The sequence below is a fragment of the Streptomyces sp. NBC_00354 genome (assembly GCF_036106915.1).
Taxonomy (GTDB): Bacteria; Actinomycetota; Actinomycetes; order Streptomycetales; family Streptomycetaceae; genus Streptomyces.
Genome location: NZ_CP107983.1, coordinates 1,484,108 through 1,510,981, shown reverse-complemented (window position 1 = coordinate 1,510,981; position 26,874 = coordinate 1,484,108). Strand labels below are relative to the sequence as shown.

Sequence of the window (26,874 nt, the reverse complement as noted above, 5' to 3'; positions counted from 1 at the left end):
GTTGCACGCGGGCTCCGGGCGAATCATCCCGAAGGGTCGGTCCGTATGCTCCTCGCGAACGAGCTCAAATCCGGACAACTGGCCGACACGCGGAGAGAGTTGCCGCAGCATGCGAACGGCGCCGCACGTCGGCCTCCGCGACCGTACGAGGAACTGGCCTCGTGGAAACGCGCCTTGGCGGAAGGGTTCCGCTCTGCAGGTCAGGCGTCGCAGATCTCGGCACTGACCAAGGGCTGGCCGGCGGACAGCGCCTTCGCCTACTAAGGCGACCCGTTCACCGACGCCGGCGAGGCACAGAGCGCCGACGGAGCCGACCTGCCGGTCAGGAGCGGCCGGTGACGCGCTCGATGGCGACCATCGCCGCGTCGTCGCCCAGGCTGCCGCCCGGGGAGTGGGCCAGCAGGTCCGCGCACAGATGGCCCAGCAGGGCGTCCGGGCCGTCGCCCGGCCAGTCGGCGGCGCGCTCCGGCAGGGGGTAGAACTCGCCGACGGCGTCGCGGGCCTCGATGACGCCGTCCGTGTACAGAAGGATGACGTCGCCGGGCTCGAAGGAGAAGGACTGCGCGGCGAAGCCGGTGTCCACGTACTGCGTCAGGCCCAGCGGCGGCGCCGGGTGGTCCACCTCGAGGGGGACGACCCGGCCGCCGCGCAGCAGCAGCGGCGGCGGATGCCCGCAGCTGATGAGCCGTACGGTCATCTCCCGGTCGGGGATGTCCAGTACCGCCGCCGTGGTGAACGCCTCGCCGGGTTCGTCGGTCGCCTCACCCGTGCCGTCAGGGTCCGCGGCCACGGCGGCCTCCAGGTGGGCGACCAGGGTGGGCAGGTCCGCCACCTGGTGGGCGGCGGCCCGGAACGCGCCGAGCACCAGCGCGGCGTCCCCGACGGCCTCCAGGCCCTTGCCGCGGACGTCGCCGATGATCAGCCGGGTGCCGTGCGGGGTGCGGGTGGCGGCGTACAGGTCCCCGCCGATCTGGGCCTCGGCCTCCGCGGCCAGGTAGACGGAGGCCAGCCGCAGCGGGCCCATCCGGCCGCGGAGCGGCCGCAGGACCACCTCCTGCGCGGCCTCGGCGACCGAGCGCAACTGGATCAGCTGTTTCTCGTGGACCTCGCGCAGATGTGCGAAAAGCGTCACGGAGACCGAGATCAGGACCAGGGCAATGATCTGGAAGGTGTGGTTCAGATCGGTGACGGTGGTCCGCGTCACCGCCACCGTCACCTGGGCCAGCACGGCCACCGCGCCGACGAACCCCGTCATCCGCGGCCCGGCGAAGGAGGCGGTGAGGGCCGGGGCCGCGACCAGGAACGGACCCAGGTGGACATCGGGCGGCGCCAGGACGTCGACCACCGTGACGACCGCGATCAGCGCGAAGGGAACCGCCAGCAGGGGCAGGCGCGGTTCTCCGACGTGGCGAAGGCTCGGATGCGGCGGCCGGTGGTCCATGACTCCTGAATACACCGCGCCCGATCTTCCCGCGCACCGGCCGGATCGCGGGAGCGCGCGTTCCGTTCCCCCACCTCTGTACGTCCGCCCCTCGGCGCGCTCCGTCTCGTACGGCCCCATCGGGACGCGGCTGTGCTGCCGGTGCGGGGGAGTGGAGAGAGGATGGGAGACGACCCGGGCGCGGACCCCGGGCGCGGAGAGCGAACGGCCGATGCACCGCCCCTGCGGCAGCGGACGGGAAGGAGCGGCCGGCATGAGTACGGCGGACGCCTTTCCTGCAGACCCGGAACCGGCGCACACCGGTCCCTCCACCGGGCCGGGCCTCCTCGACGTGCTCGGGGTCGCGGCGGTGGTCCTCGACGCGGAGGGCCGGATCGCGCTCTGGAGCCCGCAGGCCGAGGAGCTGTTCGGCTACACCGCCGAGGAGGCGCTCGGCCGGTTCGCGGCGCAGCTCCTCGTCGACGACGAGCACCTGGGGATGGTCCTCTCCCTCTTCGAGAAGGTCATGGCCGGCGGAGAGCCCTGGGCCGGGGCGTTTCCCGTGGTGCACAAGGACGGCAGCAGCCGGCTGGCGGAGTTCCGCAACATGCGGCTCGAGGACGGCCAGGGCCGGCTCTACGCCCTCGGTATCGCCTCCGACCAGGCCACCCTGCGGCGCCTGGAGCGGGACCTGGCCCTGTCGATGCGGCTGGTCGCCCAGTCCCCGATCGGCCTGGCCGTCCTGGACCCGGAGCTGCGTTACGTCCTGGTCAATCCGGCCCTGGAGAGCATCAACGGCCTGCCCGCCGACCGGCATATCGGCCACCACGTCCACGAGGTCCTGCCCCGTTTGGACGCCGCGTCCATCGAGGCGGCGATGCGGACGGTCCTGACCACCGGCCGGCCCCAGCTGGACCGTTTCACCGTCGGCCGTACGCCCGCCGACCCCGACCAGGACCACGCCTGGTCGGTCTCCCTCTACCGGCTCGACGACCCGGCCGGGCGGCCGATCGGGGTCGCCGCGTCCGTCGTCGACGTCACCGAACAGCACAAGACCTCGATGGCCGTCGCCCAGGCCCGCCAGCGGCTCGCCCTGATCGCGGATGCCTCCGTACGCATCGGCACCACCCTCGACCTCTGGGTCACGGCGCGCGAGCTCGGCGACATCGCCGTGCCGCACCTGGCCGACCTGGCCACGGTCGACGTCCTCGACGCCGTGCTGACGGGCGACCACCCGCCCGGGGCCCCGACCGACGAGACCGTGCAGTTCCGCGCCCTCGCCGTCAAGGCCGCGCGCCCCACCCCCGCCACCCGCGCGGCCGACCCGGTCGGCTCGATCGCCCGCTACGACGCCACCCGGGTGGTCACCCGGTGTGTACAGTCCGCCCGCCCCGTGCTCCTTGCGGACCTCACGGAGGCCGACCTCGCCGGCGTGGCCCGGGACGCCGAGGCCGCCGCCCTGCTCGCCGAGGCCGGGCTCCACTCGTACCTCGCGGTGCCGCTGATCGCCCGCGGCGAGGTCATCGGCGCCCTCGGCCTCCAACGCACCGACAACCCGCTGCCGTTCGACCAGGACGACGTCCTGCTCGCCGGCGAGCTGGCGGCCCGCGCCGCCGTCTGCATCGACAACGCCCGCTGGTACCAGAAGCAGCGCCGCACCGCCCTCACCCTCCAGCGCCATCTGCTGCCCCACCACCCCACCCCCACCCCGGGCCTGGAGATCGCCTACCGCTACCAGCCCGCCGGGGCCGCCGGGGAAGTCGGCGGCGACTGGTTCGACGTCATCCCGCTGCCCGACGACAAGACGGCCCTCGTGGTCGGGGACGTCATGGGGAGCGGCATCAACGCCGCCGCCACCATGGGCCAACTGCGCACCGCAGCCCGTACGCTGGCCGAACTCGACCTCGACCCGGCCACCGTCCTGGCCCGGCTCGACCACACCACCACCGGGCTCGGGCACACCATGGCCACCTGCGTGATCGTCGTCTACGACCCCCACCGCAACCGGTGCCGCATCGCGACCGCCGGCCACCTGCCGCCCGTACGGACGAGCCCCGGGCGCCCGCCCGAGCTCCTCGACCTGCCGACCGGCGCGCCGCTGGGGGTCGGAGGCGTACCCTTCGAGGCCATCGCCCTCGACCTGGGTGTCGGTGACGAGCTCGTCCTGTACACCGACGGGCTCGTCGAGACCCGCGATCAGGACATCGACACCCGCCTGCAGGCGCTCACCGCACTGCTCGGCGGCCCGGTCCGTCCCCTCGAGGAGACGTGCGACCTGCTGCTGGGCGAACTGCGCCAGCCGGACGACCGCGACGACGTGGCCCTGCTCATCGCCCGGACCCGCCCGCTGTCCGGGGCGCCGGGGCAGTAGCCCGCGCACGGTACCAGCCTTTCGAGACGTTGCCCGGATGTTTGTCCATTCGTGATGGTCCTTCCAAACAGGCACCACAACTGGCACTAGCGTCCCGTGGCACCCGGGGAGCGCGATTGCCACGGCACGGACAACTGCCGGAGCCCGAGCGGCCGCAGCCCCTCCCGGTCCACGCAGCAAGGAGGCACAGTGCTGTCTTTCCGTCGGTCGGCCGTCGGCAGCATGTCGGTAGCTTCGAGACACGTGATGGCAACGGGCGTCGTCATCGGCGCCCTCGCCTTCACCCTGATCGCGTTGCTGATCCCCGTGCAGAAGTTCGGCGGGAGGAACGCCGCGGCCGCCACAGCGCCGGCGGCCGAGGACGACGGCGCAGGTATCCAGAGCACGGCCTTCGGGCCGCTCACCCCCCAGGACCGGGACTTCGTCCGCAAGGTGCGGCTCGCCGGCCTGTGGGAGCTGCCCGCAGGGCGGCAGGCGCTGCAGCGCGGCACACGGCCCGCGATCCGCACTGCCGGGGAGCATCTCATCGACGGCCACACCGAACTGGACCGCAGGGTCCTGGAGGTGGGCCAGGCCCTCGGCATGGAGCTCCCCAGCATGCCCAGCGCACAGCAGCAGGGCTGGCTCGACCAAATGGACCGGGCCCAAGGACCCCAGTACGAGCAGCTGTTCATCCAGCTGCTGCGCAGGGCCCACGGAAAGGTGTTCACCCTCGTGGCCCAAATCCGGGCGCAGACCCGAAATTCCATGGTCCGGGCCCTGGCCACGGACGCCAACAACACCGTCCTGGACCACATTTCGGTCCTCGAGGCCAGTGGACTGGTCGACTTCGACGGCCTTTCGGACACCCCGCCGGGCACCCCCTCCGCGCCGCCCCCCGCCTTCTCCCCCAATTCCCGACCGACGAAGTGAAGTGATCGCATGAGTCAAAAGGGCCACAAACGCCGTCTGCGGCCGAAGCACAAGATCCTTGCCGGGATGTCCGCCCTGGTCCTGGGCGGCGGCGGGGTCGTGATCGTCTCCCAGGGCGCCTTCGCGGGTCAGGACTCCCGTACGGCGCCCGTGACCGCCACCATCGACTGCCCGGACGTGGGCGACAAGCTCGACAACGTCCCCGACCAGGCCCGCGGCGAGGTGGACAAGAACCTCGCGCAGCTCGACACCCAGGTCGCCGACGCCTACAAGCAGCTCTCCTCCGGCCGGGCCAAGGACAAGGCCCTGCTCGGCGGGCTGAAGCAGCAGCGCGACAAGACCATCACCAACCTGTCCGACACGCTCGGGAAGGCGGGCCAGAAGCCCGCCGGACTGCAAGGGCTCAGCGGATGCGTGATGAAGGAGGCGGCGGCCGCCGACCCGGCGGACGAGCCGGCCGCCGCCCAGGGCGCGGCCGAGCAGGGCGCCGCAAAGCAGGGCGCACCGCAGCAACAACAGCAACAACAGCAACAGCAGCAGCAACAGCAGGCCAAGGGCGGACCGGCCCGCAGCGACTTCGTCGCCATCGGCAACGTGAAGCCCAACGTGAAGAAGCCCGCGGCCCGCGGGGGCGCCTCCACCGGATCCTTCGCCGTGCAGTGCGGGACCAACCAGGAGGGCCACTTCAACCCGGACAACGTCATCGTCGCGCCCGGTGTGAGCAACGGCGCCCACCACATGCACGACTACGTCGGCAACAAGACCACCGACGCCTTCTCCACCAACAACAGCCTCGCCCAGTCCGGGACCACCTGCACCAACGGCGACCAGTCGACGTACTACTGGCCGGTGCTGCGCCTGCGCGACGGCAAGGCCGAGAAGGACGCCAAGGCGCCCGGCGGCGGCCAGGACGCGAACGTCGGCACGATCCTGAAGCCGAAGCAGGTGACCATCGATTTCAAGGGCAGCCCCGTGAGCAAGGTCGCGGCGATGCCCCGCTTCATGCGCATCATCACCGGCGACGCCAAGGCCCTCACCAACGGCAACGCCAACGCGAACGCGTCGTGGAGCTGCACCGGTTTCGAGAACCGCCAGCTGAAGGACAAGTACCCGGTGTGCCCCAAGGGCAGTGACGTCGTACGGACGTTCAACTTCCAGAGCTGCTGGGACGGCAAGAACATCGACAGCGCCAACCACCGCACCCACGTGGCCTTCGCCGACGCCAACGGCAACTGCAAGAAGGGCTTCAAGGCCATCCCGCAGCTGGTGCAGCGGATCGTCTACAGCGTTCCGCCCGGCTCCCGGTTCGCCGTGGACAGCTTCCCCGAGCAGCTGCACAAGGCGGGGACCGACCACGGAGACTTCATCAACGTCATGTCGAACGGCCTGATGGCCAACGCGGTGAACTGCATCAACGGCGGGCGCGCCTGCCGCTGAGACCCTCGGGGCGACGCTCCCCCCTCCCACCTCCCCAGCGTCGCCCCGAGAGCGGTGCCGGACCGAAGCCGACTTCGGGCCGGCACCGCGTTCGCGCTTGTGCCACTGCCCGAAGGGGCCCGCGGGCCCTGAGACCCACACGAGGAGTGCCATGTCCGGCTCTCGTCACACCACGCCCGGTCCGCTACGCAAACCCGGGCCCGAGCCAGAGCCTTCCGACCAGGACCTCATACAGCAGCTCAGAGCGGCATACGCAGCCGGCGACGGGGATCCGGCCGTCTGCGAGCTCCTGTACCGGCGGCACAGTGCCGCCGCTTTTGCATGTGCGCGCCGTTGTTGCCGAGCCCCGCAGGACGCCGAGGACCTCGTCTCGGAGGCGTTCATCCGCACCCTGCAGGCCGTCCGCTCCGGCGCCGGCCCCCGGGACCACTGGCGCCCGTACCTCCTGTCGGTCGTCCGCCACACGGCCATCGAGTGGCGCGACGGCGCCGGCCGGACCCTCCTGACCCCCGATGTCGAGGCGTGGTGCAGCCCCGGCCCCGACGGGGACGACCCGCAGCGCCGGCTCCTGGACAGCGAGGACCGCCGGCTCGTCGCCCGCTCCTTCCAGGCCCTGCCCGAACGCTGGAAGGCCGTCCTGTGGCACACCCTCGTCGAGGACGACTGCCCGCACCACGTCCCCCTGCTGCTCGGCATCACCCCCAGCGCCGTGACCTCGCTGGCCTTCCGGGCACGTGAAGGACTGCGCGAGGCGTACCTGCGCGCGCATCTGGACACGGCCACCGACGAGCGGTGCCGCCACTACGGCAGTGTGCTCGGGGCGGTGATCCGGCGCCGCGGAGCGCCGCGCGGCCGCGGCCTCGCCCGTCATCTGGCGGCCTGCCGGTCCTGTTCCCGCGCGTACGCCGAACTGCTCGACCTCAATGCCGCGCTGCGGGCCGGTGCGTCGGGGGTCCTCGTCGGCCTGTGACACGCGGCGGCCCCGGTTCCCCTGCTCCGCCTGGGCGGGGAGGGGACCGGGGCCGAATCCTTGGGTGCGGGGGTGCCGGGGGTGCCGGGGGTTTCGGGGGTTTCGGGGGGTTGAGGGGTTGAGGGGGTTGAGGGGGTTGAAGGTTCGGGGTTCGGGGGTCGGGAGGTCGGGGTTACAGGCCGTTGACGCGGGCCATGCGGCCCACGCCCAGCGGCCGGAAGTCCGTCGTGGCGACCCGTACCTTGCGGCTCACCCGGGAGTTCTGGCGGCGCACCTGGGCCATCAGGCGCCGGCTGCGCAGGGCCATCTCGAGCTCGAAGCGCGTACGCGGGTCCCGAAGTCCGGGGCCGAAGAGCTTCTCGAGCTGCCGCATGCGGTAGCGCACGGTCTGGGGGTGCACGCTCAGCGCCTTCGCGGCCTCGGGGGCGCCGCCGCCCTCCAGCCAGGCCAGCAGGGTCACTTCGAGCCGTTCGCTCTGGCGCGGGGTCAGATTTGCCAGCGGCCGCAGCCAGCGTGCGGCCAGTGCGTGCGCCAGGGGCTCGTCCTGGAGCAGCAGGAGGGTCGAGAGGTGGTCGTCGACGAAGAGGGCTCGTGCCTCCAGGCCGGCGCGGTTGGGGGTCAGGGACAGCAGCCGCAGGGCCCACCGCAGGGAGGAGGCGGTGTCCCGGGGGGCGACGGGGTGGCCCACGGCGGCGAACCGGCCGCGGAGCAGGGCATCCAGGGAGGCGCGGGTCTCCGGGTCCGGACTCGGGACCAGCAGGCACGGCTGGCCGCCGACCATTCCGGCGAGTCCGTCGTCCAGGACTGCCGCGAGCTGCTGGGTCTCGCCCGGTGTGGCCAGGGCGATGGCGCGTATCTCGGCCGGGAGGGGCCAGTCGGCCGCGGCGGCCAGTTCGGAGAGGGCGATTTCAGCCATGGGCATGTCACTCGTAAGAGCGGAGAACAGCTCACGCCGAGCACGTTCGGAGGGGGTTCCGAGCCCTTCGCGAGGGACGACCTTCAGGGGGGCCAACTGCCTTCGGCGGCCGGGGTCCCGGAGCCGGGGCGGGCCGCGGTACTCCTCTTCCTCTTCCACCTCCTCGTCTTCGTCGGGGTGGTCGCGCTCGGCCGCGTAGTCGTGCTCGTCCTCGTCCTCTTCCCGGATCGGGCCGGAGTCGGAGTCGGAGTCGGAGTCGAGATCGAGGTCCGGATCGGAGTCCAGGTCGCAGTCAGGACCGGGGGCCGGATGCGGGTCCGCCGGCCGAGCCTGTTTCTGCGGCGCGGGCTCGCGGTACCCGAGGGCGGTGAGCAGGGCCACTTCGAGCCGCTGTCTGACCACCTCCTCGTCGAGGTCGTCGACCAGGGCGGAGAACCCGGGGAGCTCCTCCCTCAGCTCCTCCACCATCCCTGCGCTCAGCGCGGGGAGTTCCCTTCGCAGGACCCGGGTCCATTCGCCTCGGGGACGGGCCCAGATGCGGTTCAGAAGTTCGCACATTGTTACCTCGTTCATGCCGGGGTACGGCCTGCCCCATGGGAGGGGGACAAGCCTGCCGAGGTCGCCTCCCTCCCCCCTCTGCGCCAGTGCGGACGGGGGAGTTGAGCACCTCGTACACCCTCCAGGAGAGTGCCATCCACTTGCAGTCCCGCGGCTTTGCCTTCATTTTGCCGTCGGGGAGGTGTGGTGGCGGACAAGGCGTCACCCTGGTTGCCACCGCACCGTTGGAAGGGAATCTTCCGCGGACGTCTGGTGTGACGATGCCACGCGCGCAAGAACTTGTCACGATTAGATAAATACTGTGGAGGCGTTGCGAAGGTCCACGATGCTTCTGCACTCCGGCCCCCGCTCCCGGTCGGTGAGACCTCATCTCCCGCCCGCCGCGGAGCAGTTCCGTCGACTACCCCGGGCGCCGAGTGCGCGGTGGAGTGCCTCGGGCCTGGGCGTATGGGAGAACTACATGCCCCTGTCCCCAGCCCGTACGCCCCGCTCACACCGGGCCCGCAGCACCAGACGCCATGCCGGCGTGGCCGCTGCCGCGGCCGCCGGCCGGCGGGCCGTCCGGAGGCCGCCCCTGCTGTCCCCCGCCGGGGGCGTGCGCCCCACCACCCTCGTCACAGCCGCCCTCGCGGGCCTGCTCGCCCTGGCCGTGGCGGCCCGGGCCGGCGTCACCCTGACCAACTTCTGGGACTTCCTCGACTTCGGGGCGGGCGTCCTCTCGCTCGTCTCGCTCACCTCCGCCGTCCTGTGGGGGCTCGCGGCCACCGACCGCACGGTGCTCACCTCCGGGCACCGGCTCGTCGCCCAGGGAGCCCACCGCGGCCTCGCCGTCGCGGGGCTGGGCTTCCTCCTCCTGCACATATGGGTCAAGGTCGCCGAGGCGCAGACGGGGGTCGCCTCCGCCTTCGTGCCGTTCGCGGACCGGGACCGGCCGGTCCTCATCGGCCTCGGCACCCTGGCCGGATACATCTTCGTCTCCACGGCGGTATCCGGCGCGGTCCGCAGCGCCTTCGCCACCAAGGGCCGCTCCCTGTGGTGGCGGGCCCTGCACGTGGGCGCGTACCCGGCGTGGGGCGCGTCCCTGGTGCACGGGCTGAAGTCCGGCCGCGCCGCCAGCGGCTGGGTGACCGTGGCGTACGCCCTCTGCCTGATCGGGGTCGCCGGCGTGCTCGCCATCCGGCTCCGGGCCAGGCTGCGCGCGACGCCGCTGCGCCCGGCCGCCGCACCGGCGTCCGTTCCCCAGGCTGCGCCGCCCCGGCCCAAGAAGGCGCCGCAGCGGTTCGTCCGGCAGCCCGCCGAATGGGCCGCCGAACGGCTGACGGCGCGGCTGGCGCGGCAGTCGGACCGGCGGGCCGTCGGGCAGGAGCCGGACCCGGTCCGTGCCCCGGCGGGCCTCGGCCCCGTGCCCTCGCCCCGGCAGGCCCTGGAGCCCACGACCGAGATCCTCCCGCCGTACGGCTCGGCGCCGTACGGCGCCGAGCCGTACGAATCGGTGTTCATCCCCAGCGGCATCGGGGCCGGGCCGGCCGCGGACCGGTTCGGTGAGCCGCTCGACGGGATGCGGGGCCGGCAGTGACCTCAATCGTCGATCCCGCCCTCGGGTGCGTCGGCCAGCCCAGGCTGCTGGCAGGACTCGACGCGCTGCCGCGGCTCGATCGCGCCGACCACCTGGTGGTGCACGGCCCGCTGCCGCAGTACAACTCGGACGATCTCGTGGACCTCGCCGAGGGCATAGACCTGAAGGGCCGCGGGGGAGCGGGCTTTCCGTTCGCCCGCAAGCTCAAAGCCGTCATCCGCTCCGCCCGGACCAAGGAGGGGCGGACCGCCGTCGTCGTGAACGGCACCGAGGGCGAGCCGAGCTGCCTCAAGGACGCCGCCATGCTGCTGCACTCCCCGCACCTCGTGCTCGACGGCGCGCTGCTGGCGGCCGACGCGATCGGCGCCGAGGAGGTGGCCATCGGAGTGACCAGGGACGACGTGGAGCAGTCACTGCGGGCCGCCGTCGCCGAGCGCGGCCTGGCCGGCAGCCGCGTCCGCGTCGGCAGGCTCCCGGAGCGCTTCGTCAGCGGAGAGGGGACCTCCCTCGTGAACGGCCTCAACGGGGGGGCCGCCGTCCCGAACGGGCAGAAGGTCCGGACCAGCGAGCGGGGCCTGAGCGGCCTGCCGACCCTGCTCTCCAACACCGAGACGTACGCCCAACTCGCCGTCGCGGCCAGGCTCGGGGTACTGGGATTCCGCTCGGTCGGCCTGCCGACCGAGCCGGGTACCGTCATGTTGACGATCAGCGGTTCGACGGTCGTCGAGGCGCCGCTCGGGACGTCCCTGGCATACGTCCTGGAGCTGTGCGGCTCGTCCCCCGGCCAGGGCGTCCTGGTCGGCGGGTACCACGGCAAATGGCTGACGGCGGCGGCGGCGCGGACGGCACTGCTCTCCCGGGAGTCCCTGACCTCGTACAAGGCCACGCTGGGGGCGGGTGCGATCCTGCCGCTGCCCGAGGACACCTGCCCGGCCGGCGAAGTGGCCCGCGTGATGCGGTGGATGGCGGACGAGACCGCCGGCCAGTGCGGCCCGTGCGTCAGAGGACTGCCCTCGCTCGCCGACGCCGTGGAGGCCCTGGTGGCCGGGGGAGGCCGGGCCGCCCTGGAGGCGGTCGAGGTGCGGATGCGGGGAGTGCTGCGCCGCGGTGCGTGCAGCCATCCCGACGGCACCTCGGCCTTCATGGCCTCCGCGCTCGCCGTCTTCCCCGACGAGATGCGCGACCACGCCCTCGGCAGCGGCTGCGGGCGCCGTGTCCTCGGGGCACTGCCCCTGCCCGAGGACGAGAACCCCGAACGGCTCGTCGTGGACTGGACGCTGTGCAAGGGCCACGGGCTCTGCGTGGACGTGCTGCCCGACGTGGTGCGCCTCGACCGGGACGGCTACCCGGCCGAGGCCGTCATGTCGGTCCCCGGAAGGCTGCGGCCGAAGGCGCTCCGGGCGGTGCGGCGCTGTCCCGCGCTCGCGCTGCGCATTCAGGAATGAGCCGGCAGTAAACGGCCGCCGGCGGCGGGAGTTCAAGCGTTAGCGTCATCTGACAAATTCCCGTTCATTCGAATTCGGCGCCCTTCTCAGGCCTTATGAATAAGGCAGTAGACGAACCCCCCGGGTTCAACCCGAAGGAGTGATCGTGAACAAGATGCGTCGTATGACAACTGTCGGATCGGTGGCCGCGGTTCTGTTGCTGGCGGCCACGGGATGCGGAAGCAGCGAAAATGGCGCGCGCAACTCGAACTCCGTACAGCCGGCGGGGGCCGGCAAACCCCTCGGAGGCGCATACGACACGGGCTACGGGGCAGGCGGCTACGGGTCGGGCGCCGCCGTCGCCGGCTCAGGGTCGGGCTCGGACGTCGGCTCCGGTTCCGGCAAGGCCGAGCCGGCGGGGCAGCTGTCCGTACGCGACATCGCGAGCGTGGGCAGCGTGGTCACCGACAGCGCCGGAATGGCCCTCTACCGCTTCGACAAGGACACGCCCCAGCCTCCCAAGTCCAACTGCGAGGGGGACTGCGCCGCCGTGTGGCCCGCCGTCCCGGCGGACGACGCGTCGGCCGCCGCCGGCATAGACGCCGCCCTCCTCGGGTCGGTCGCCCGGGCCGACGGCAGCAAGCAGCTGACCCTCGGCGGCTGGCCCGTGTACCGCTACGCGAAGGACACCAAGGCGGGGGAGGCGAAGGGCGAAGGCGTCGGCGGTACCTGGCACGCACTTGCACCGGACGGCAAGAAGGCGATCGACAAGAAACAGAAGGCGGACGGCGGCGGCGGAATGGGAGGGATGGAAATGAAGGCGGGCACGGAACTCTCCGTGGCCGACAATGAAAAACTCGGCAAGATCCTGGTGGACGGGAAGTGGCGCACGCTCTACCGATTCGACAAGGACAGTGCGTGGCCCATGAAGTTCGGCTGCCTTGGTGCCTGCCTGGACACCTGGAAGCCCGCCCCGGCCGTGGACAAGTCGAAGGCCGAGGGAATTGCCGGCAAGCTGGTCGGATCGGTGAAGCGGCCCGACGGAAGCGAGCAGCTGACGATCGACTGCTGGCCGGTCTACACGTTCACCGGTGACACCGAGCCCGGCCAGACGAACGGCCACAACAAGCAGGGGCTCTGGTTCGCGGTCACCCCCGAGGGCAAGAAGGTCCCCCCGACGGCGTAGCGCGCCCGAGCCCTGCGCAGCGATCACCGTGTCCCGAGCCGCAGGCCCCGATCCCGCCCCGACCCCTGTGAGGCAGCCAGTCATGCCCCGTTCACCCCGTATCGCCGCCGCCGCGCTGCTCGCGACGCTGCTGTGCGGCGGCTGCGCCGCCCGGGTGGCCGCCGGTCCGCAGGATCCCGCCGCGAGCGCGTCCGCCCCGGCCTCGTCCGCCCACCCCGCCCCGCTCCAGGAGATCGCCGCAGCCCTCGGCTGCACGCCCGAGATCACGGTCGACGCGGAGGAACTCCGGGAGGGGGCGTGCGGGGCGGGCGCCGAGGGCTTCCGGATGGCCACGTTCACCACCGAGCAGGGCCGGCAGACCTGGCTGACGGAGGCGCAGATGTACGGCGGCACCTACCTCGTCGGGCCCACCTGGGTCATCACGGCGGCATCCGCCGAGGCGCTGGCCCCCGCCCACACCCGCCTCGGCGGAACCATCGAGACCACCACCGGCCACGGTTCCGCCGCGCACGACGCAGGCCCTGCTGCCGGCCCCGGCGCCGATCCCGGCGCCTCCCCCGATGCCCCCCACGACGCCTCCCACGGCTCCTCCCACACCGGCGGGCACGACTCCCCGAGTCCCGCCGCCTCCTGAGGGGGCGTCCGGCCCGGCCCGCATTCAATTGCGGTGCCGGGCCGCTGCCGTTTCACTACACTCACTCTCGTGCCGCCACGGGATGTGGTGTGTGCACGCCGTCGAGCGAGCCGAGCGGCTCGTGTGATCCGAGTGAAGGGAGCCAGGCCATGTGTCACCGCATCGCCGTCTTCGTTCCCCGGTCGCGGTACGACGTGATCCTGGTGTCTTCGTCTTCCCGGTGACGGCTGCGCGGCCGCCATCGGATGCCCGCGACGAAGATCCGACCTCTTCCTCCAGGCAGGCGAGCCGACCTCGCGTACCCGGGTGTTCCCGGACCGCGGTCGAGCCCTGTAACGCCTTCCTGCCCTGAGCCTGGTCCCCTCTCGTCCGCAAAATCGCGCCGCCCCCTTCACGACCCACCAGAAAGACCCCGGGCCATGCGCACCGACCTCAACACCTCGACCACCGTCCGCAATCTCGGCATCCTCGCGCACGTCGACGCCGGCAAGACCACCGTCACCGAACGGATCCTCTACGCCACCGGGGCAACCCACAAACGCGGCGAGGTCCACAAGGGCACGACCGTCACCGACTACGACCCCCAGGAGCGAGACCGTGGCATCACCATCTTCGCCGCCGCCGTCAGCTGTACGTGGGACGACCACCGCATCAACCTGATCGACACACCCGGGCACGTCGACTTCTCCGACGAGGTGGAGCGCTCGCTGCGCGTACTCGACGGCGCGGTCGCGGTGTTCGACGCCGTCGCGGGCGTCGAACCGCAGAGCGAGTCGGTATGGCGACAAGCCGACCGCCACGGCGTGCCGCGCATCGTGTTCGTCAACAAGATGGACCGTGTCGGCGCCGATCTCGACCGGGCGGTCGCGTCCGTACAGGAGCGGCTCCACGTGGTTCCGCTGGTCGTCCAGCTGCCCATCGGGCAGGAGGACGGCTTCACCGGGACGGTGGACCTCGTCCACATGCGTGCGCTGGTCTGGGGTGCGGGGCCCGACCCGTTCGCGACGGGTGCCGTACCCGATGCCCTGTACGACGAGGCACGCCGCCGCCGGCGGCTGCTGGAGGAGCGGGTGGCAGAACTCCATCCGGCCGCCCTGGAGGAGTACTGCGCCACGTCGACGCTGTCCACGGCCACGCTGACCGCCGCGCTGCGCGACCTCACGCGCAGCGGTGAAGGCGTCGTCGTGCTGTGCGGCTCGGCGTACCGCAACCGCGGGATCGAGCCGCTGCTCGACGCCGTCGTGTCCTACCTCCCCTCGCCGGCCGACATGCCGCCGGTACGGGGAACCCGTGGCACGGCGGTGGAGGAACGGGCCGCCGATCCGTCGGCGCCCTTCGCCGCGCTGGCCTTCAAGGTGAGCGCGACGGCGACCGGCCGGCTGACCTGCCTGCGGGTCTATTCGGGAACGATGAGGAAGGGGGACACCGTGCTGGACGCGGGCACCGGCCGGACCGAGCGGATCGGACGGATCCTGCACGTGCAGGCCGACCGGCACGCCGAGGCGGACCGGGCCGTGGCCGGGGACATCGTCGCCGTGGTCGGCCTCAAGGGCACGCGCGCCGGGTCCACGCTGTGCGCACCGGACGCTCCGCTCGTCCTCGAACCGCCGAAGACCGCCGCACCCGTGGTGTCCGTGGCGGTCGAGGCGGGCAACAGCACCGAGACGGCGCGCCTGTCGTCGGCACTGGCCGGACTGGTCGAGGAGGACCCGTCGCTGGTGGTCCGGACGGATCCCGAGACGGGCCAGACGGTCCTGTCGGGGATGGGCGAGCTGCACCTGGAGGTGGCGGTGGAGAAGATCCGCCGCAGCCACGGGCTGCACATCGCCGTGGGCCGCCCGCGGGTCGCGTACCGGGAGACGGTGGCGCGCGGCGTGTCGGGGCTGGTGTACCGGCACGTCAAGCAGGACGGTGGCGCGGGTCAGTTCGCCCACGTGGTCCTCGACCTCGAGCCCCTGGAGGACCGGGACGCCGGAGATGCAGGCGGGGGCGCGGCCGGCGGCGACGGCGTGTTCGAGTTCCGGTCGACCGTCGTCGGCGGGCGGGTGCCGCAGGAGTACGTCCGTGCGGTCGAGGCGGGCTGCCGCGACGCGCTCGCCGAGGGCCCCCTCGGCGGCCATCCGGTGACCGGGCTGCGGGTCACCCTGGCCGACGGGGCCACGCACTCCAAGGACTCCTCGGAGATGGCGTTCCGGGCGGCGGGCAGGTTCGCGCTGCGCGAGGCCCTGCGCGCCGCCGAGATGGAGCTGCTGGAGCCGGTGGTCGAGGTCGTGGTGACCGTGCCCGACGACGCCGTCGGCGGGGTGCTGGGCGATCTGGCCGCGCGGCGCGGACGGGTCTCGGGCTCGGCTGCGAGGACGGGGACCACGGCGCTCACCGCCACCGTGCCGCTGGCCGAACTGTTCGGCTACGCGTCCCGGCTGCGCAGCCGCACCCAGGGCCGGGGCACGTTCACCACCCGCCCCACGGGCTACGCCCCCGTCCCGGTGGCGGCGTACCAGCATGCCCTGTCGGGCTAGCAGGCACTCCTGCCCCCGGCCGCCACCGCGGCCGGGGCAGGGTCGCAGGTGCACCCGTCAGCCGGGGCCGGCGGCGTCCGCCTCCTCCAGGAACCCCTCGGGGAAGGGCTGTTCGGTCCAGATGGTCTTGCCGCGGGCGTGGTAGCGCGTGCCCCAGAGCTGGGCGAGCTGCGCCACCATGAACAGCCCGCGCCCTCCCTCGTCGGTCTCCTCCGCACGCCGTACGTGCGGGGTGGTGCTGCTGCCGTCGGAAACCTCGCAGATCAGCTCGCGGTCGCGGATCATCCGCAGCTGGATCGGCGGACTCCCGTAGCGGATCGCATTGGTGACCAGCTCGCTCACCACCAGCTCGGTCGTGAACTCCAGCTCCTCCAGGCCCCATACGGCCAGCTGCCGTGTCGCGAGCGTACGGGCGCGGCCGACGACCTCGGGCTCGGCGGGCAGGTCCCATGTGACGTGGTGGCCCGCGTCCAGCTCGTGGAGGCGCACCATCAGCACCGCCACGTCGTCCTGCGGGAGCACCGGCAGCAGCCGGCCGATCACCGCGTCGCAGGCCTCGTCCAGCCCGTTCCCGCGGCGCCCGGGCCCGGACGGCGCGGCGAGCGGGATGCCCGACAGCGCCTCCGGGATCCGTTCGAGGCCGAGGTCGACGCTCCGGTCGGGCGCCGCGACCAGGCCGTGCGTGTACAACACCAGCACGTCCCCGTCGTCCAGCGTCAGCTCGGCGCTCTCGAACGGCGATCCGCCGAAGCCCAGGGGAGGCCCGGCAGGCAGCGCGACGATGGCGGGCTCCCCGCCCACCGGGGCGAGCACCGGCGGCGGATGACCCGCGCAGGCCACGGCGCACTGGCGCGAGATCGGATCGAAGACCGCGTACACGCACGTCGTCCCGGCCGCCCCGCCGGGGCGCGGGCCGCTGAGCTCGTCCTGGCCGTGCTCGTCCACGAACCGGTGGATCTGGTCGTCCATGTACGAGAGCAGCTCGTCGGGGGAGAGGTCGAGGTCCGCGAGGGTACGTACGGCGGTACGCAGCCGGCCCATGGTCACCGCGGCGTTCAGGCCGTACCCCTGTGCGTCGCCCACGACCAGCGCCACCCGTGCTCCCGACAGTGGGATCACGTCGTACCAGGCCCCGCCCAGCTCCGCGTGGCCGTGCGCGGGCAGGTAGCGGGTCACCGCCTCCAAGGCTCCGAGGACGGGCAGCCGCTGGGGCAGCAGGCTGCGCCGCAGGGCCAGGGCCGCCGTCCGCTCCCGCGTGTAGCGGCTCGCGTTGTCGATGCACACCGCCGCACGCGCCGCGATCTCCTCGGCCAGCAGCACGTCGTCCGGCTCGAACCCGTGGGCGCGTGCGTGGCGTACGAAGACCGCGGCGCCCAGCACCGCCCCGCGGGCCGACATCGGTACGAGCAGCCAGGAGTGGACCCCGTACGCACGCACCCGCTCGGCCTGCCGGGGATCGACGGGGGCGAGCTCCGCGATCAGCTCCTCTCCCGTGAGCAGCAGCGGTTCGCCGCTGGCCATGGCCCGGGTGAACAGGGAGCCCGGCCCGGTGGTGAAAGGGTCGGGTCCGCCCGTCGCGACCGCCGCCTTCACCGGGATTCCGGGCGCGGAGGAAGTCGCCGCGCGCAGCAGGGTCTCGGCCTCGCCCACCGCGCCGACGAGCGGCTCCCCGACGCCGAGGACCTGGGCGGGCAGGTTGACGTAGGCGTGGTCGGCGAACTCCGGGACGGCCACGTCGACGAGCTCCTGCGCGGTGTGCAGGACGTCCAGCGTGGTGCCGATGCGCGTGCTCGCGTCGTTGATCAGCGCCAACCGCTCGCGGGCCCGGGCCCGTTCGGTCACGTCGGCCACTGCGTGCGCGAGCGCGATCAGCTCGCCGGAGCTGCTGCGCAGCGGCAGGATCGTCTCGGACCAGACGTGCTGCCGGTCGGGATCACCCCGCAGCAGGCCCCGCACCTCGGTCTGGACCAGTGCCTCACCGGTCTCCAGGACATGGCGCTGCCGCGCCTCGAGGGCCGCCATGTCCAGCAGATCGGGCGGCGCCACCTCGGATATCGTGCGCCCGACGAACTCCTCGTTCGCGAAGCCCGCGCCGCGCCGCAGGGCGTCGTTCTGCGCGATGAAGCGCAGCTGCGTGTCGAAGATGTCGATGAGGAAAGGGGACTCGGTGAACAGCCCCCTGATCAGGGCCTCACTGAGCTCGTGCCGGCGCGTGGCGTCGGTGTCGGTCGCCTGGATCAGCCACTGCCGGTCACCGGCCGTGGACACCATGGGACGTGCGTGCAGCGCCACCTCGACCTCGCGCCCGCTGCGGTGCCGCAGGACCGCGTGCCCGAGCTCCGTACGCCTGACCAGCAGCTCCGACCCGCGCCACCCGTGCACCTCCCGGGCCGTGTAGCCGAGCAGCCGCTCCGCCCCCGGGCCCCAGCCGATGACCACCCCGCGCGCGTCGAGGAGCGCGTAGGTGTCGTCGTCCGCATCCGCAAGCACGCCGGAGGCATCGTGGAACACCGGGTCGTGCATCGCTGCGCCCCACTTCCGGATCTGCGGAACGACTCCTGCCCTACCCGTGCAATTATCGCTTTGCGTCACCGCTTGTGCAGCGTGGGTCGGGACCCGCCCCCGACCTGCACACAGCAGGCGGGGCGATGAGGTCGGCCAAGACTCAGCGCGGCTCCTGCGGGGCCAGCCCTTAGTCGTCGCTTCGTCGTGGCTTCGCGAGTGCAGGGCCGGGTACGTCGGCTGCGGCGTTGGCGTAGCGGCGGGCCAGGTGGGCGAAGGCGTCCTTGAGCTCGGCCGGGCCGACGACCTCGATGTCGGTGTCGAACCTGCCGAGAGCGGCGGCCAGGCCGGGCCAGGACCACGAGCCGAGGACGAGCCGGCAGCGGTTCGGGCCGAGTTCCTCGATGAGTCCGTCGCGGGCGTAGGGGGACACGGCGGCCGCCGGAAGGCCGAGGACCACCTCGCCGCGGCAGGGCCAGCCGCCGGTGCCGCCCGAGTCGCCGGATCCCCGGAACCTGCCGGCGACGAAGGCGGCCACGTCCCCTCCGGGCAGCTCGCGCGGCGTGAATCGAGGCCCCGTCGGGGTACGCGGGGTGATCATGTCGGCGCGGAACATGCGCCAGTCCTCGCGGGCCAGGTCCCAGGCGACCAGGTACCAGCGCCCGCCCCAGGTGACGAGGTGGTGGGGCTGTACCTGGCGCGGCGGCGTCTGCGTGCCGTTCCGGGCAGCTCCCGGCGCGGACGGGGAGGCGGACGGGGAGGCGTAGTCGAAACGCAGTACCTCGCGGGCGTGGACGGCAGAGCCGAGCGCCATGAGCACGTCGCTGTCGGCCACAGCGCCCGGCCCGCCGGCGGGTCCTTCGACGGCGGTGACCTGGAGGGTGTCGATCCGCCCGCGCAGCCGGGCGGGCATGACCTGCCGGACGGTGTTCAGCGCGCGTGCCGCGGCTTCCTCGATGCCGGCGCCGGCGCCGGTGGCGACGGCGCTCTGGAGGGCGACGGCGAGGGCGACGGCCTGCTCGTCGTCGAACAGCAGCGGAGGCAGTTCCGTGCCTGCGCCGAGCCGGTATCCGCCGTCAGGGCCCTTGACCGCCACGACGGGGTAGCCGAGCTCGCGCAGGCGGTCGACATCGCGGCGCACCGTGCGCGCGCTGACGTCCAGCCGCTCGGCCAGCAACTGCCCCGGCCACTCCCGGCGCGCCTGGAGCAGTGAGAGCAGTGAGAGCAGTCGCGCGGAAGTCTTCTGCATGGTTTCCATGATGCGCCGAGAAGCGGACAGAAACTGACCGCTACCCCTGCGAGTGTGGTCACCGGAGCAGGGCAGGCGGTGAGGGCACCGAGCCCCCCTGTCACGGCCCCGCGGTCGGGCCGGCACCCGCCGGACCACCCCGACAGGACGCAATCGAAAGGCCGGGAGCCCACCATGTCCGTCAAAGCCGTGACTCACTTGAACTTCCGGGGCGATGCCCGCGCGGCACTCGCGTTCTACCGCTCCGTGTTCGGCGGGCACGAGATCGTGGTCACCTACAAGGACGCCGGGAACGTCCAGGACCCCGCCGAAGCGGACCAGGTGATGTGGGGCCAGGTGGCCGCCGACAACGGTTTCGCCGTGATGGCCTACGACGTGCCCGCGCGCATGCCGTGGAACCGGGGTGAGAGCGCCTTCGACGTGAAGGCGAGGACGCAGCAGTGAAGACACGCGCACCGGGCAGGACCGGAATCGTGGCGCGGTGAGCCGATGACCGTTCTCGGCACCCGGGCGCTGGGCCGCGCCACGCTCGCCCGGCAGCTGCTGCTCGACCACGCCGACCTTCCGGTCCTCGACGCCGTCGCGCACCTCGGCGGCCTCCAGGCACAGGAACCGCAGGAGCCGTTCGTCGGGCTCTGGTCGCGGCTGCGCGCCTTCGACCCGGCCGTCCTCTCGGACCTGCTGACCGGGCGAAGAGTGGTACGGACCCACCTCATGCGCCGCACCGTCCACCTCCTCAGCGCCGACGACGCCCTGGCCTGGCGCGCCCGCCACGACACCATGCTGCGCCAACGCGTACTCGGCACCTACCGCCGCGAGCTCGCCGGGACGGACCTCGACGAACTCGCGGCAGCGGGCCGCGCGGTGATGGCCGACGGCGAACCCCGCTCGATGGGGGAGCTCGCGCGGGCGCTCGCAGCGCGCTGGCCGCGGCCGGGACCGCGGCCACTGGGCGAAATGCTGGTCGCCGCCCTGATCCCGATGGCGCAGCTGCCACCGCGCGGGCTGTGGCGGACGAAGGCAGGCGTGCGCAACGCCATGCTCTCCTCGTGGCTCGGGCGCGAGATCGACCCACCGTCCCCGGACGCCTCCGATCCCGTGGGCCAGGAACTCGTGCGGCGCTACCTGGCCGCATACGGCCCCGCCGCCTCTGCCGACCTGCGCGCCTGGTGCGGCCTCGCCGGACTCCCGGCCGCGGTCGACGCCCTACGCGAAGAGCTCGTCACCTTCCGCGACGAGCGGGGCCGTGTACTGCTGGACCTCCCCGGCGCACCCCGCCCCGACCCCGACACACCCGCCCCGGTGCGGTTCCTGCCGGCGTTCGACAACGCGATCCTCGGCTACCACGACCGCACCCGGATCATCGACGACGCCCACCGCGGCCTGTCCGTCGCCGGCGCACGCGTCGTCCTGCTCGACGGCCGGGTCTCCGCGACCTGGGCGGTCAAGGACGACACCGTGACCGTCACCCCGCTGCGCTCTTTCACCCGCGCCGACCGCAACGCCGTCGCGGAGCAGGGGTACGGGCTCGCCTCGTTCCTCTCCGACAACGAAAGCCACCGCGTACGGATCGCCGAACCCTCCCCTTGAGCCGGGCACCGCTGGTTGCGTCGGACGTCCTTGCGCTTGCATCCGGCCGCGCTTTCCTGCCGGTTGCCGTCGTTCACCGCGACGCTCCTTCCGCGAGCCTTGCGAAGCGGAACAGCGTTCCGTATCGTAGGCGGAGCGAGGTTCCGTTTTGGTCGGGATGGCAGAGACCGGGGACCACCGACCGAGCCCGGCACCGATGTGCCCGCGTGTCGGAGGCCCTCCCCGCCACCCCCCAAGAACCGGCCCGGCCTGCGACCCCACCGACGTCCGGGCCCCGCCCCGCCGAACCAAGAGTGCGAAGAAACCGAATGGAAGGCACTTCCGTGTCCGACTCGAACACCACGACCACGACCACTGTGATTTCCGCCAAGCCGGTCATCCTGCCCGCCCCGGGCGGTCGCGGTGAGGACCTCCAGGTCCGCGTCTCCGCCCCCGCCACCGGCGGCGACCTGCCCGTCATCGTCTTCTCGCACGGCTTCGGCTGGTCGATGAACGGTTACGCCCCGCTCGCGGACCACTGGGCCTCCCAGGGCTTCGTGGTCATCCAGCCCACCCACCTCGACTCCCGGACGCTCGGCATCCCGCACGAGGATCCCCGTACGCCGCAGATGTGGCGCATCCGCATCGAGGACCTCGCGCTCGTGCTCGACGGACTCGACGTACTGGAAGCCTCCGTACCGGGCCTCGGCGGGCGGATCGACCACAGCCGCATCGCCGTGGCCGGCCACTCCTGGGGAGCCCAGACGGCGAGCGCGCTGCTCGGAGCGCGCGTCCTGGACTCCGGCGGCGTTCCCGGTGAGGACATGTCGGACCCCCGGGTCACGACGGGTGTGCTGTTCGCCCTGACCGGCCTGGGCGACACCCTCACCCCCTTCGCCGCCGAGAACCTCCCCTTCATGAAGCCGTCCTTCGACACCATGACCACCCCGGCCCTCTTCGTCGTCGGCGACAACGACGACTCGATGCTGTCCACCCGCGGACCGGACTGGTTCACCGACCCCTACACGTACAGCCCGGCCGACAAGAGTCTCCTCACCCTGTTCGGGGCCGAACACTCGCTCGGCGGCATCCCCGGCTACGAGGTCGCCGAGACGATCGACGAGAACCCCGCCCGCGTCGCCCTGATCCAGCAGCTCACCACGGCCTTCCTGTGCAGCGCCCTCTTCCCCGGGGACACCAGCTGGAAGACGGCGGCCACCGCCCTGGAGAACGACCCGGACCCGCTGGGAAACCTGCAGAGCAAGTAAGACCCCGGGCCCAGAAAGGAACAGGTCGAACTCCCCACCGGAGGCGAAGGGCACACATGGTCCTCGATGTCAGCCGTCTCCAGGAGGACACCGGCTACCGGGCCGACGGTGGCCTCCGGCGGTTCGATCTGCGGAAGACGGCCCGCTCGAGGGATGACCTCCAGCCGGCCGTTACGCCGGCGCCGGGACGGCCACCGTGGGCAAGCGGGCCAACGCCACGCCGGGCCGCCCTGGTCCTCAGCCCGAGACGGCCGCGGCCCAGTTGCGGTTGACGGTCTCTCTCGCCTTCTCCCGCTGCTCCTCCGTCGGAAACGCCGGCGTGCCCTCGACCGTCGGCAGATTCTCCGCGGCAGCCTTGTCGAGGGTGCCGTCCTTCGCCATGGCGTCCATGAGGACGGGGCGTGCATAGGCGCCGAGCCGGATGTTCTGGCCCTCCGGGCTGAAGACGTACTCCTGCCACAGACGTGCCGCCGCGGGGTGCGGGGCTTCCTTGCTCACCCCGTTCGCGTAGTACTCGGCGAAGCTGCCGTCGAAGGGGATGGCGGTCCGCCAGTCGACGTCCGCGCCCTTCTCGCGGAATTGGTCGGCGTATCCGAGGTTGAGGAAGTCCCAGTCGATGCTGATCGGGGTCTGGCCCTTCGCGATCGTGTCCGGTGAGGATTCGACCGGGATGAAGTTGCCGTTCTTTCTGAGCTCGGCGAAGAAGTCGATTCCGGGCTGGATGTCGTCGAAGGACCCCCCGTTCGCCAGGGCCGCCGCATACACGCCGGCGAAGGCGGAGCCGGACTTGGTGGGGTCGCCGTTGAGCGAGACCTGGCCCTTGTACTCGGGCTTGCGCAGATCGGCGAAGGTCGAGGGGCAGGTCTTCACCCGCTTGGCGTCACAGCCGATCGAGACGTAGCCGCCGTAGTTGTTGTACCAGCGGGCGTGCTTGTCCTTCTGTTCCCCGGGGATCTGGTCGAACGCGGCGACCTCGTACGGAGCGAGCAGGCCCTGCCGGGCCGCCGACTGCGCGAACGAGCCCCCCACGTCGATCACGTCGGGGGCCCGGCCGTCGCGCCTGTGCTCCATCAGGGCGTTGATCTCGTCCTGGCTGCTGCCTTCCGGGTTCTCCACCGCGACCTTGATCCCGTACTTCTTCTCGAATCCGTCGATCAGTGCGCCGTAATTGGCCCAGTCGCGCGGGAGCGCGATCGTGTTGAGCGAGCCCTCCTTCTTCGCCGCCGCGGTCAGTGCCGCCATGCCGCCGGCGTCCGCGGCGGAGGTGGCCACCGCGGGTGCCCTGGGCGCGGCGACGGGCTTGGCTCCGCAGGCACCGAGGGGTGCCGCCGCGAGGGCCAGGAAGGAGGCGACGAAGGCTGTCCGGAGACGGGGTGCGGGCACAAAGGCTCCATAACGGGCGGTCGCGTACCGATCGGGGTCAGCGTACGTTCGGCAGCCTCGGCGGCGCAGTCCCGGAGGGTGGTGTCCGCCGTCTTCCCCGCGGCTGCCGTAGCGGCGCGTTCTCAGAACCCCTCGTCGTCCCACGCGGCCAGGAGCGCCTCCCCGAGATCCATCGCGGCCGGTGCGGCCCCCTCGTGGAGCGACTGCTCACTCCAGATGATCTTGCCGCGGGCGGTGTAGCGGGTGCCCCAGCGCTCGGCGAACTGCGCGACGAGGAACAGGCCGCGGCCGCCCTCGTCGGTGTCCGCGGCCCGGCGCAGGTGCGGGGAGGTGCTGGACCCGTCGGAGACCTCGCAGACCAGGCAGCGGTCGTACAACAGCCTCACCCGGATGGGCTCGGTGCCGTAGCGGACGGCGTTGGTCATCAGCTCGCTGAGGATGAGTTCCGTGGTGAACGAGATGTCCTCCAGGCCCCACTCCACCAGTCGGCGGGCGCAGGCGTTGCGCACCGGGGACACCGCCGCAGGGTCGGGGGCCACGTCCCATTCGGCGATCCGCTCCGGGTCCAGCAGGCGGGTGCGGGCGACCAGCAGCGCGACGTCGTCGCTGGGCCTGGTGGGCAGCATCGCGTCGATCACCGCGGTGCAGGTTTCCTCCGGGGTGCGGGCGGGCCCGGACAGGGCGGCACGCAGCGCTGCCAGGCCCGCGTCCGGATCGCGGTCGCGGCTCTCGATCAGCCCGTCGGTGAAGAGCGCCAGCCGGGAGCCCTCGGGCAGGGTGAGGGTCATGGTCTCCACGGGCATACCCGCGCCCAGGCCCAGCGGCGGGGAGACCGGCACCTCGGGGAAGGACACGGTCCCGTCGGGGCCGACCAGAGCGGGGCCCGGATGCCCGGCGGTGGCGGCGGTCACCTGCCCCGAGACGGGATCGTAGACGGCGCACAGGCAGGTGGCTCCGGTGATCCCCTGCCACTCCTGATCGTCGGTGTCGATATGGGTGACCAGCTCGTCCAGGTGGCTCAGGAGTTCGTCCGGGGGCAGGTCGAGGGTGGAGAAGTTGTACACGGCGGTGCGCAGGCGGCCCATGGTGGCGGCGGCGTGGAGACCGTGGCCGACGACGTCGCCCACCACCAGGGCCACCCGGGTGCCGGGCAGCGGGATGACATCGAACCAGTCACCGCCCACCCCGGCCTGGGCGGCCAGATAGCGGTGCGCGACCTCGACGGCGGACTGCTCCGGTACGCCCCGGGGCAACAGGCTGCGCTGCAGGGTGACGGCCATGGTGTGCTCGCGGGTGAAGCGGCGGGCATTGTCGACGGACACGGCCGCCCGGGCGGTCAGCTCCTCGGCGAAGGACACGTCCTCCTCGTCGAAGGGCGGGGAGTCCTGCCCCCGCCAGTAGCCGGCCATCCCCAGCACCACGCCCCGGGCCTGCAGGGGTACGACGATCAGGGAGTGGATGCCGCGGTCCAGGATCTGCCGGGCGTTGGCCTGGTGCTGGGCCCGCCAGCGGTGGGTGGCGCGCAGGTCCGCCTCCAGGACCGCATGGCCTCCGGCCAGCCCGGCGGCCATGGGACCGGTGGGAGCGAACCGGATCATCTCGCCGACGGGGGTGAGCGGGTGGTCGCCCTGGAGGCCGACGACAGCGGTGCGGCGCATCTCGGTGTTCGCTTCGGGAGGCTCCTCGCCGCGCAGCACCGGCTCCAGCAGGTCGACGGTGACCACGTCGGCGAACCGCGGGACCGCCACCTCCGCCAGTTCCTCCGCGGTGCGCTCCACGTTCAGCGTCGTTCCGACCTGCACCCCCGCGTCGTAGAGCAACTTCAGCCGCTCGCGGGCCACCTCGGCCCTGCCGGAGAGCGCCCGCAGCTCGGTGGTGTCCCGCAGCGTGACGACGGTCCCGGCCTGCCCGTAGGGGGCGGTGGGCCGGATGTTCACCGCCAGCAGCCGATCGCCCGCCATGTGCAGCTCGTCGGTCGCGGAACGGCCCGATGCGATCAGCTCGGCGATCGCCTTCTCCAGCCCCAGGCCGGTGACGGGGAGCCCTTCCGCGGCTGCCGGCAGATCCAGCAGCCGCCGCCCCTCGTCATTGGCGAGCAGCAGCCGTCCGCCGGCGCCGACGATCAGTACGCCCTCTCGCACCGCGTGCAGCACCGCGTCGTGGTGCTCGTACATCCTCGTCATCTCGGCCGGCCCCAGGCCGTGGGTCCGGCGCAGCAGCCGACGGCTCACCAGGGCCGTCCCGCCCGCGGACAGGGCGAGCACCGCGGCTGCGCTGCCGAGGACGACCGGCAGCTGCCCGTTCACCATGCTCTGGACGTTCTGGACCGTGACCGGGGAGGAGACGACGGCGATGACCCTGCCGTCGGCATCCTTGACGGGGACCACCGAGACCACGGACTGGCCCAGGGATCCGGCGAACGTCTCGGTGAAGGACTTGCCGGCCGCTGCCTTGGAGAAGGGGCCGACGACGCGCTTGCCGATCTGCCGCGGATCGCTGTGGGCGAGGGTGACGCCGTCGAGCGTGTACACGTTGATGCCGTCGACCCCGGAGATCTTCCGGGCCGCCTCGGCGCTCGGCTGGAGCACTGCGCTGGGGTGGGGGCTGCGCAGCGCGGCGACGATCCCCGGAGACTCCGCGAACGTTCCGGCGGCGGCGAGGGTACGGTGCCGGGCGTCCAGCATGGCGGAGCTCCGGGCCTGCACGACGAGGGCCACGACCGCGGCGGCGACGAGAAGGACCACGACGGCCAGCTGGAGGAGGAACACCTCGCCGGCCACGCTGCGCGCGCTCAGGAGGGAGGAAAGACGCTGCGGCCGCTGCGCCCCTGCCCTGGGGGGCGGTGCGTGCTCCCGGTGCTCCTGGTGGTGTCCTGAGCGGGGACGCCGAGGGGGAGCGGAGGGGCTCGTGGCCGAGCCGAGCAGCCAGCGCCGGAGGTCTCCCCGATAGTTGCTCATAGTCCATCTTCTAACCTCTCCGG

Annotated in this window: 18 protein-coding genes and 1 pseudogene; 13 read left to right on the top strand and 6 right to left on the bottom strand. The window is 72.4% G+C overall.

Annotated features, from left to right (window positions below; all coding sequences use genetic code 11):
- Window positions 1-45 precede the first annotated feature (45 nt).
- The gene (locus OHT74_RS07015; RefSeq protein WP_328619735.1) at window positions 46-264 is read left to right on the top strand and encodes a hypothetical protein; all 219 of its coding nucleotides are present in this window, start codon (window positions 46-48) and stop codon (window positions 262-264) included.
- Window positions 265-322: 58 nt separating this feature from the next.
- Here OHT74_RS07015 and OHT74_RS07010 read toward each other — a convergent pair whose 3' ends face one another.
- Window positions 323-1,441 carry a PP2C family protein-serine/threonine phosphatase gene (locus tag OHT74_RS07010; RefSeq protein WP_328619734.1) on the bottom strand — a complete coding sequence of 373 codons (1,119 nt, stop codon included), beginning with the start codon at window positions 1,439-1,441 and terminating at the stop codon, window positions 323-325.
- 253 nt (window positions 1,442-1,694) lie between these two features.
- On the opposite strand from OHT74_RS07010, the gene OHT74_RS07005 reads away from it, so the two are divergent.
- The 4 genes from OHT74_RS07005 to OHT74_RS06990 all read left to right on the top strand — a co-directional run bounded on the left by OHT74_RS07005 (window position 1,695) and on the right by OHT74_RS06990 (window position 7,110).
- Window positions 1,695-3,791, top strand: a complete 2,097-nt coding sequence (locus tag OHT74_RS07005; RefSeq protein WP_328619733.1) for a SpoIIE family protein phosphatase — start codon at window positions 1,695-1,697, stop codon at window positions 3,789-3,791.
- A 246-nt stretch (window positions 3,792-4,037) separates the two neighbouring features.
- Window positions 4,038-4,703 carry a DUF4142 domain-containing protein gene (locus OHT74_RS07000; protein ID WP_266999748.1) on the top strand — a complete coding sequence of 222 codons (666 nt, stop codon included), beginning with the start codon at window positions 4,038-4,040 and terminating at the stop codon, window positions 4,701-4,703.
- A gap of 66 nt (window positions 4,704-4,769) precedes the next feature.
- Complete coding sequence (locus OHT74_RS06995; RefSeq protein WP_443047298.1) at window positions 4,770-6,140, top strand: DUF1996 domain-containing protein; 1,371 nt, start codon at window positions 4,770-4,772, stop codon at window positions 6,138-6,140.
- Window positions 6,141-6,291: 151 nt separating this feature from the next.
- The gene (locus OHT74_RS06990) at window positions 6,292-7,110 is read left to right on the top strand and encodes an RNA polymerase sigma factor (protein WP_266661631.1); all 819 of its coding nucleotides are present in this window, start codon (window positions 6,292-6,294) and stop codon (window positions 7,108-7,110) included.
- Window positions 7,111-7,282: 172 nt separating this feature from the next.
- On the opposite strand, the gene OHT74_RS06985 is transcribed toward OHT74_RS06990, so the two are convergent.
- Complete coding sequence (locus tag OHT74_RS06985) at window positions 7,283-8,584, bottom strand: PucR family transcriptional regulator (RefSeq protein ID WP_328619731.1); 1,302 nt, start codon at window positions 8,582-8,584, stop codon at window positions 7,283-7,285.
- A gap of 460 nt (window positions 8,585-9,044) precedes the next feature.
- Here OHT74_RS06985 and OHT74_RS06980 point away from each other — a divergent pair, with 460 nt between their 5' ends.
- The 5 genes from OHT74_RS06980 (at window position 9,045) to fusA (ending at window position 15,923) form a co-directional block, all read left to right on the top strand.
- Window positions 9,045-10,160, top strand: coding sequence for a hypothetical protein (locus tag OHT74_RS06980; protein ID WP_266661627.1), 1,116 nt, complete (start codon window positions 9,045-9,047; stop codon window positions 10,158-10,160).
- Window positions 10,157-11,605, top strand: a complete 1,449-nt coding sequence (locus OHT74_RS06975; RefSeq protein WP_266661625.1) for an NADH-ubiquinone oxidoreductase-F iron-sulfur binding region domain-containing protein — start codon at window positions 10,157-10,159, stop codon at window positions 11,603-11,605. The genes OHT74_RS06980 and OHT74_RS06975 overlap by 4 nt, the downstream gene beginning before the upstream one ends.
- Window positions 11,606-11,768: 163 nt before the next feature.
- On the top strand, window positions 11,769-12,770 hold the full coding sequence (locus tag OHT74_RS06970) for an SCO0930 family lipoprotein (protein WP_266661622.1): 1,002 nt from the start codon (window positions 11,769-11,771) through the stop codon (window positions 12,768-12,770).
- Window positions 12,771-12,852: 82 nt separating this feature from the next.
- Window positions 12,853-13,404, top strand: a complete 552-nt coding sequence (locus OHT74_RS06965; RefSeq protein WP_328619730.1) for a hypothetical protein — start codon at window positions 12,853-12,855, stop codon at window positions 13,402-13,404.
- A gap of 419 nt (window positions 13,405-13,823) precedes the next feature.
- Window positions 13,824-15,923 carry an elongation factor G gene (gene fusA, locus OHT74_RS06960; RefSeq protein ID WP_328619729.1) on the top strand — a complete coding sequence of 700 codons (2,100 nt, stop codon included), beginning with the start codon at window positions 13,824-13,826 and terminating at the stop codon, window positions 15,921-15,923.
- A gap of 57 nt (window positions 15,924-15,980) precedes the next feature.
- On the opposite strand, the gene OHT74_RS06955 is transcribed toward fusA, so the two are convergent.
- The gene (locus OHT74_RS06955; protein ID WP_328619728.1) at window positions 15,981-18,446 is read right to left on the bottom strand and encodes a SpoIIE family protein phosphatase; all 2,466 of its coding nucleotides are present in this window, start codon (window positions 18,444-18,446) and stop codon (window positions 15,981-15,983) included.
- Window positions 18,447-18,615: 169 nt separating this feature from the next.
- The gene (locus OHT74_RS06950) at window positions 18,616-19,674 is read right to left on the bottom strand and encodes a helix-turn-helix transcriptional regulator (protein WP_266661614.1); all 1,059 of its coding nucleotides are present in this window, start codon (window positions 19,672-19,674) and stop codon (window positions 18,616-18,618) included.
- 174 nt (window positions 19,675-19,848) lie between these two features.
- On the opposite strand from OHT74_RS06950, the pseudogene OHT74_RS06945 reads away from it, so the two are divergent.
- From OHT74_RS06945 to OHT74_RS06935, 3 genes and pseudogenes are all read left to right on the top strand, one after another.
- Window positions 19,849-20,106, top strand: a pseudogene (locus OHT74_RS06945) (VOC family protein); the annotation flags it as partial.
- A 57-nt stretch (window positions 20,107-20,163) separates the two neighbouring features.
- Window positions 20,164-21,264 carry a winged helix DNA-binding domain-containing protein gene (locus OHT74_RS06940; protein WP_328619727.1) on the top strand — a complete coding sequence of 367 codons (1,101 nt, stop codon included), beginning with the start codon at window positions 20,164-20,166 and terminating at the stop codon, window positions 21,262-21,264.
- A gap of 308 nt (window positions 21,265-21,572) precedes the next feature.
- A complete protein-coding gene (locus OHT74_RS06935) occupies window positions 21,573-22,511 on the top strand; it encodes an alpha/beta hydrolase family protein (protein ID WP_328619726.1) in 939 nt (312 codons plus the stop codon).
- A 237-nt stretch (window positions 22,512-22,748) separates the two neighbouring features.
- On the opposite strand, the gene OHT74_RS06930 is transcribed toward OHT74_RS06935, so the two are convergent.
- A complete protein-coding gene (locus OHT74_RS06930; RefSeq protein WP_266661608.1) occupies window positions 22,749-23,894 on the bottom strand; it encodes an ABC transporter substrate-binding protein in 1,146 nt (381 codons plus the stop codon).
- 122 nt (window positions 23,895-24,016) lie between these two features.
- Window positions 24,017-26,851 (bottom strand): SpoIIE family protein phosphatase, encoded by a 2,835-nt coding sequence (locus OHT74_RS06925; protein ID WP_328619725.1) that lies wholly within the window; start codon window positions 26,849-26,851, stop codon window positions 24,017-24,019.
- Window positions 26,852-26,874 lie beyond the last annotated feature (23 nt).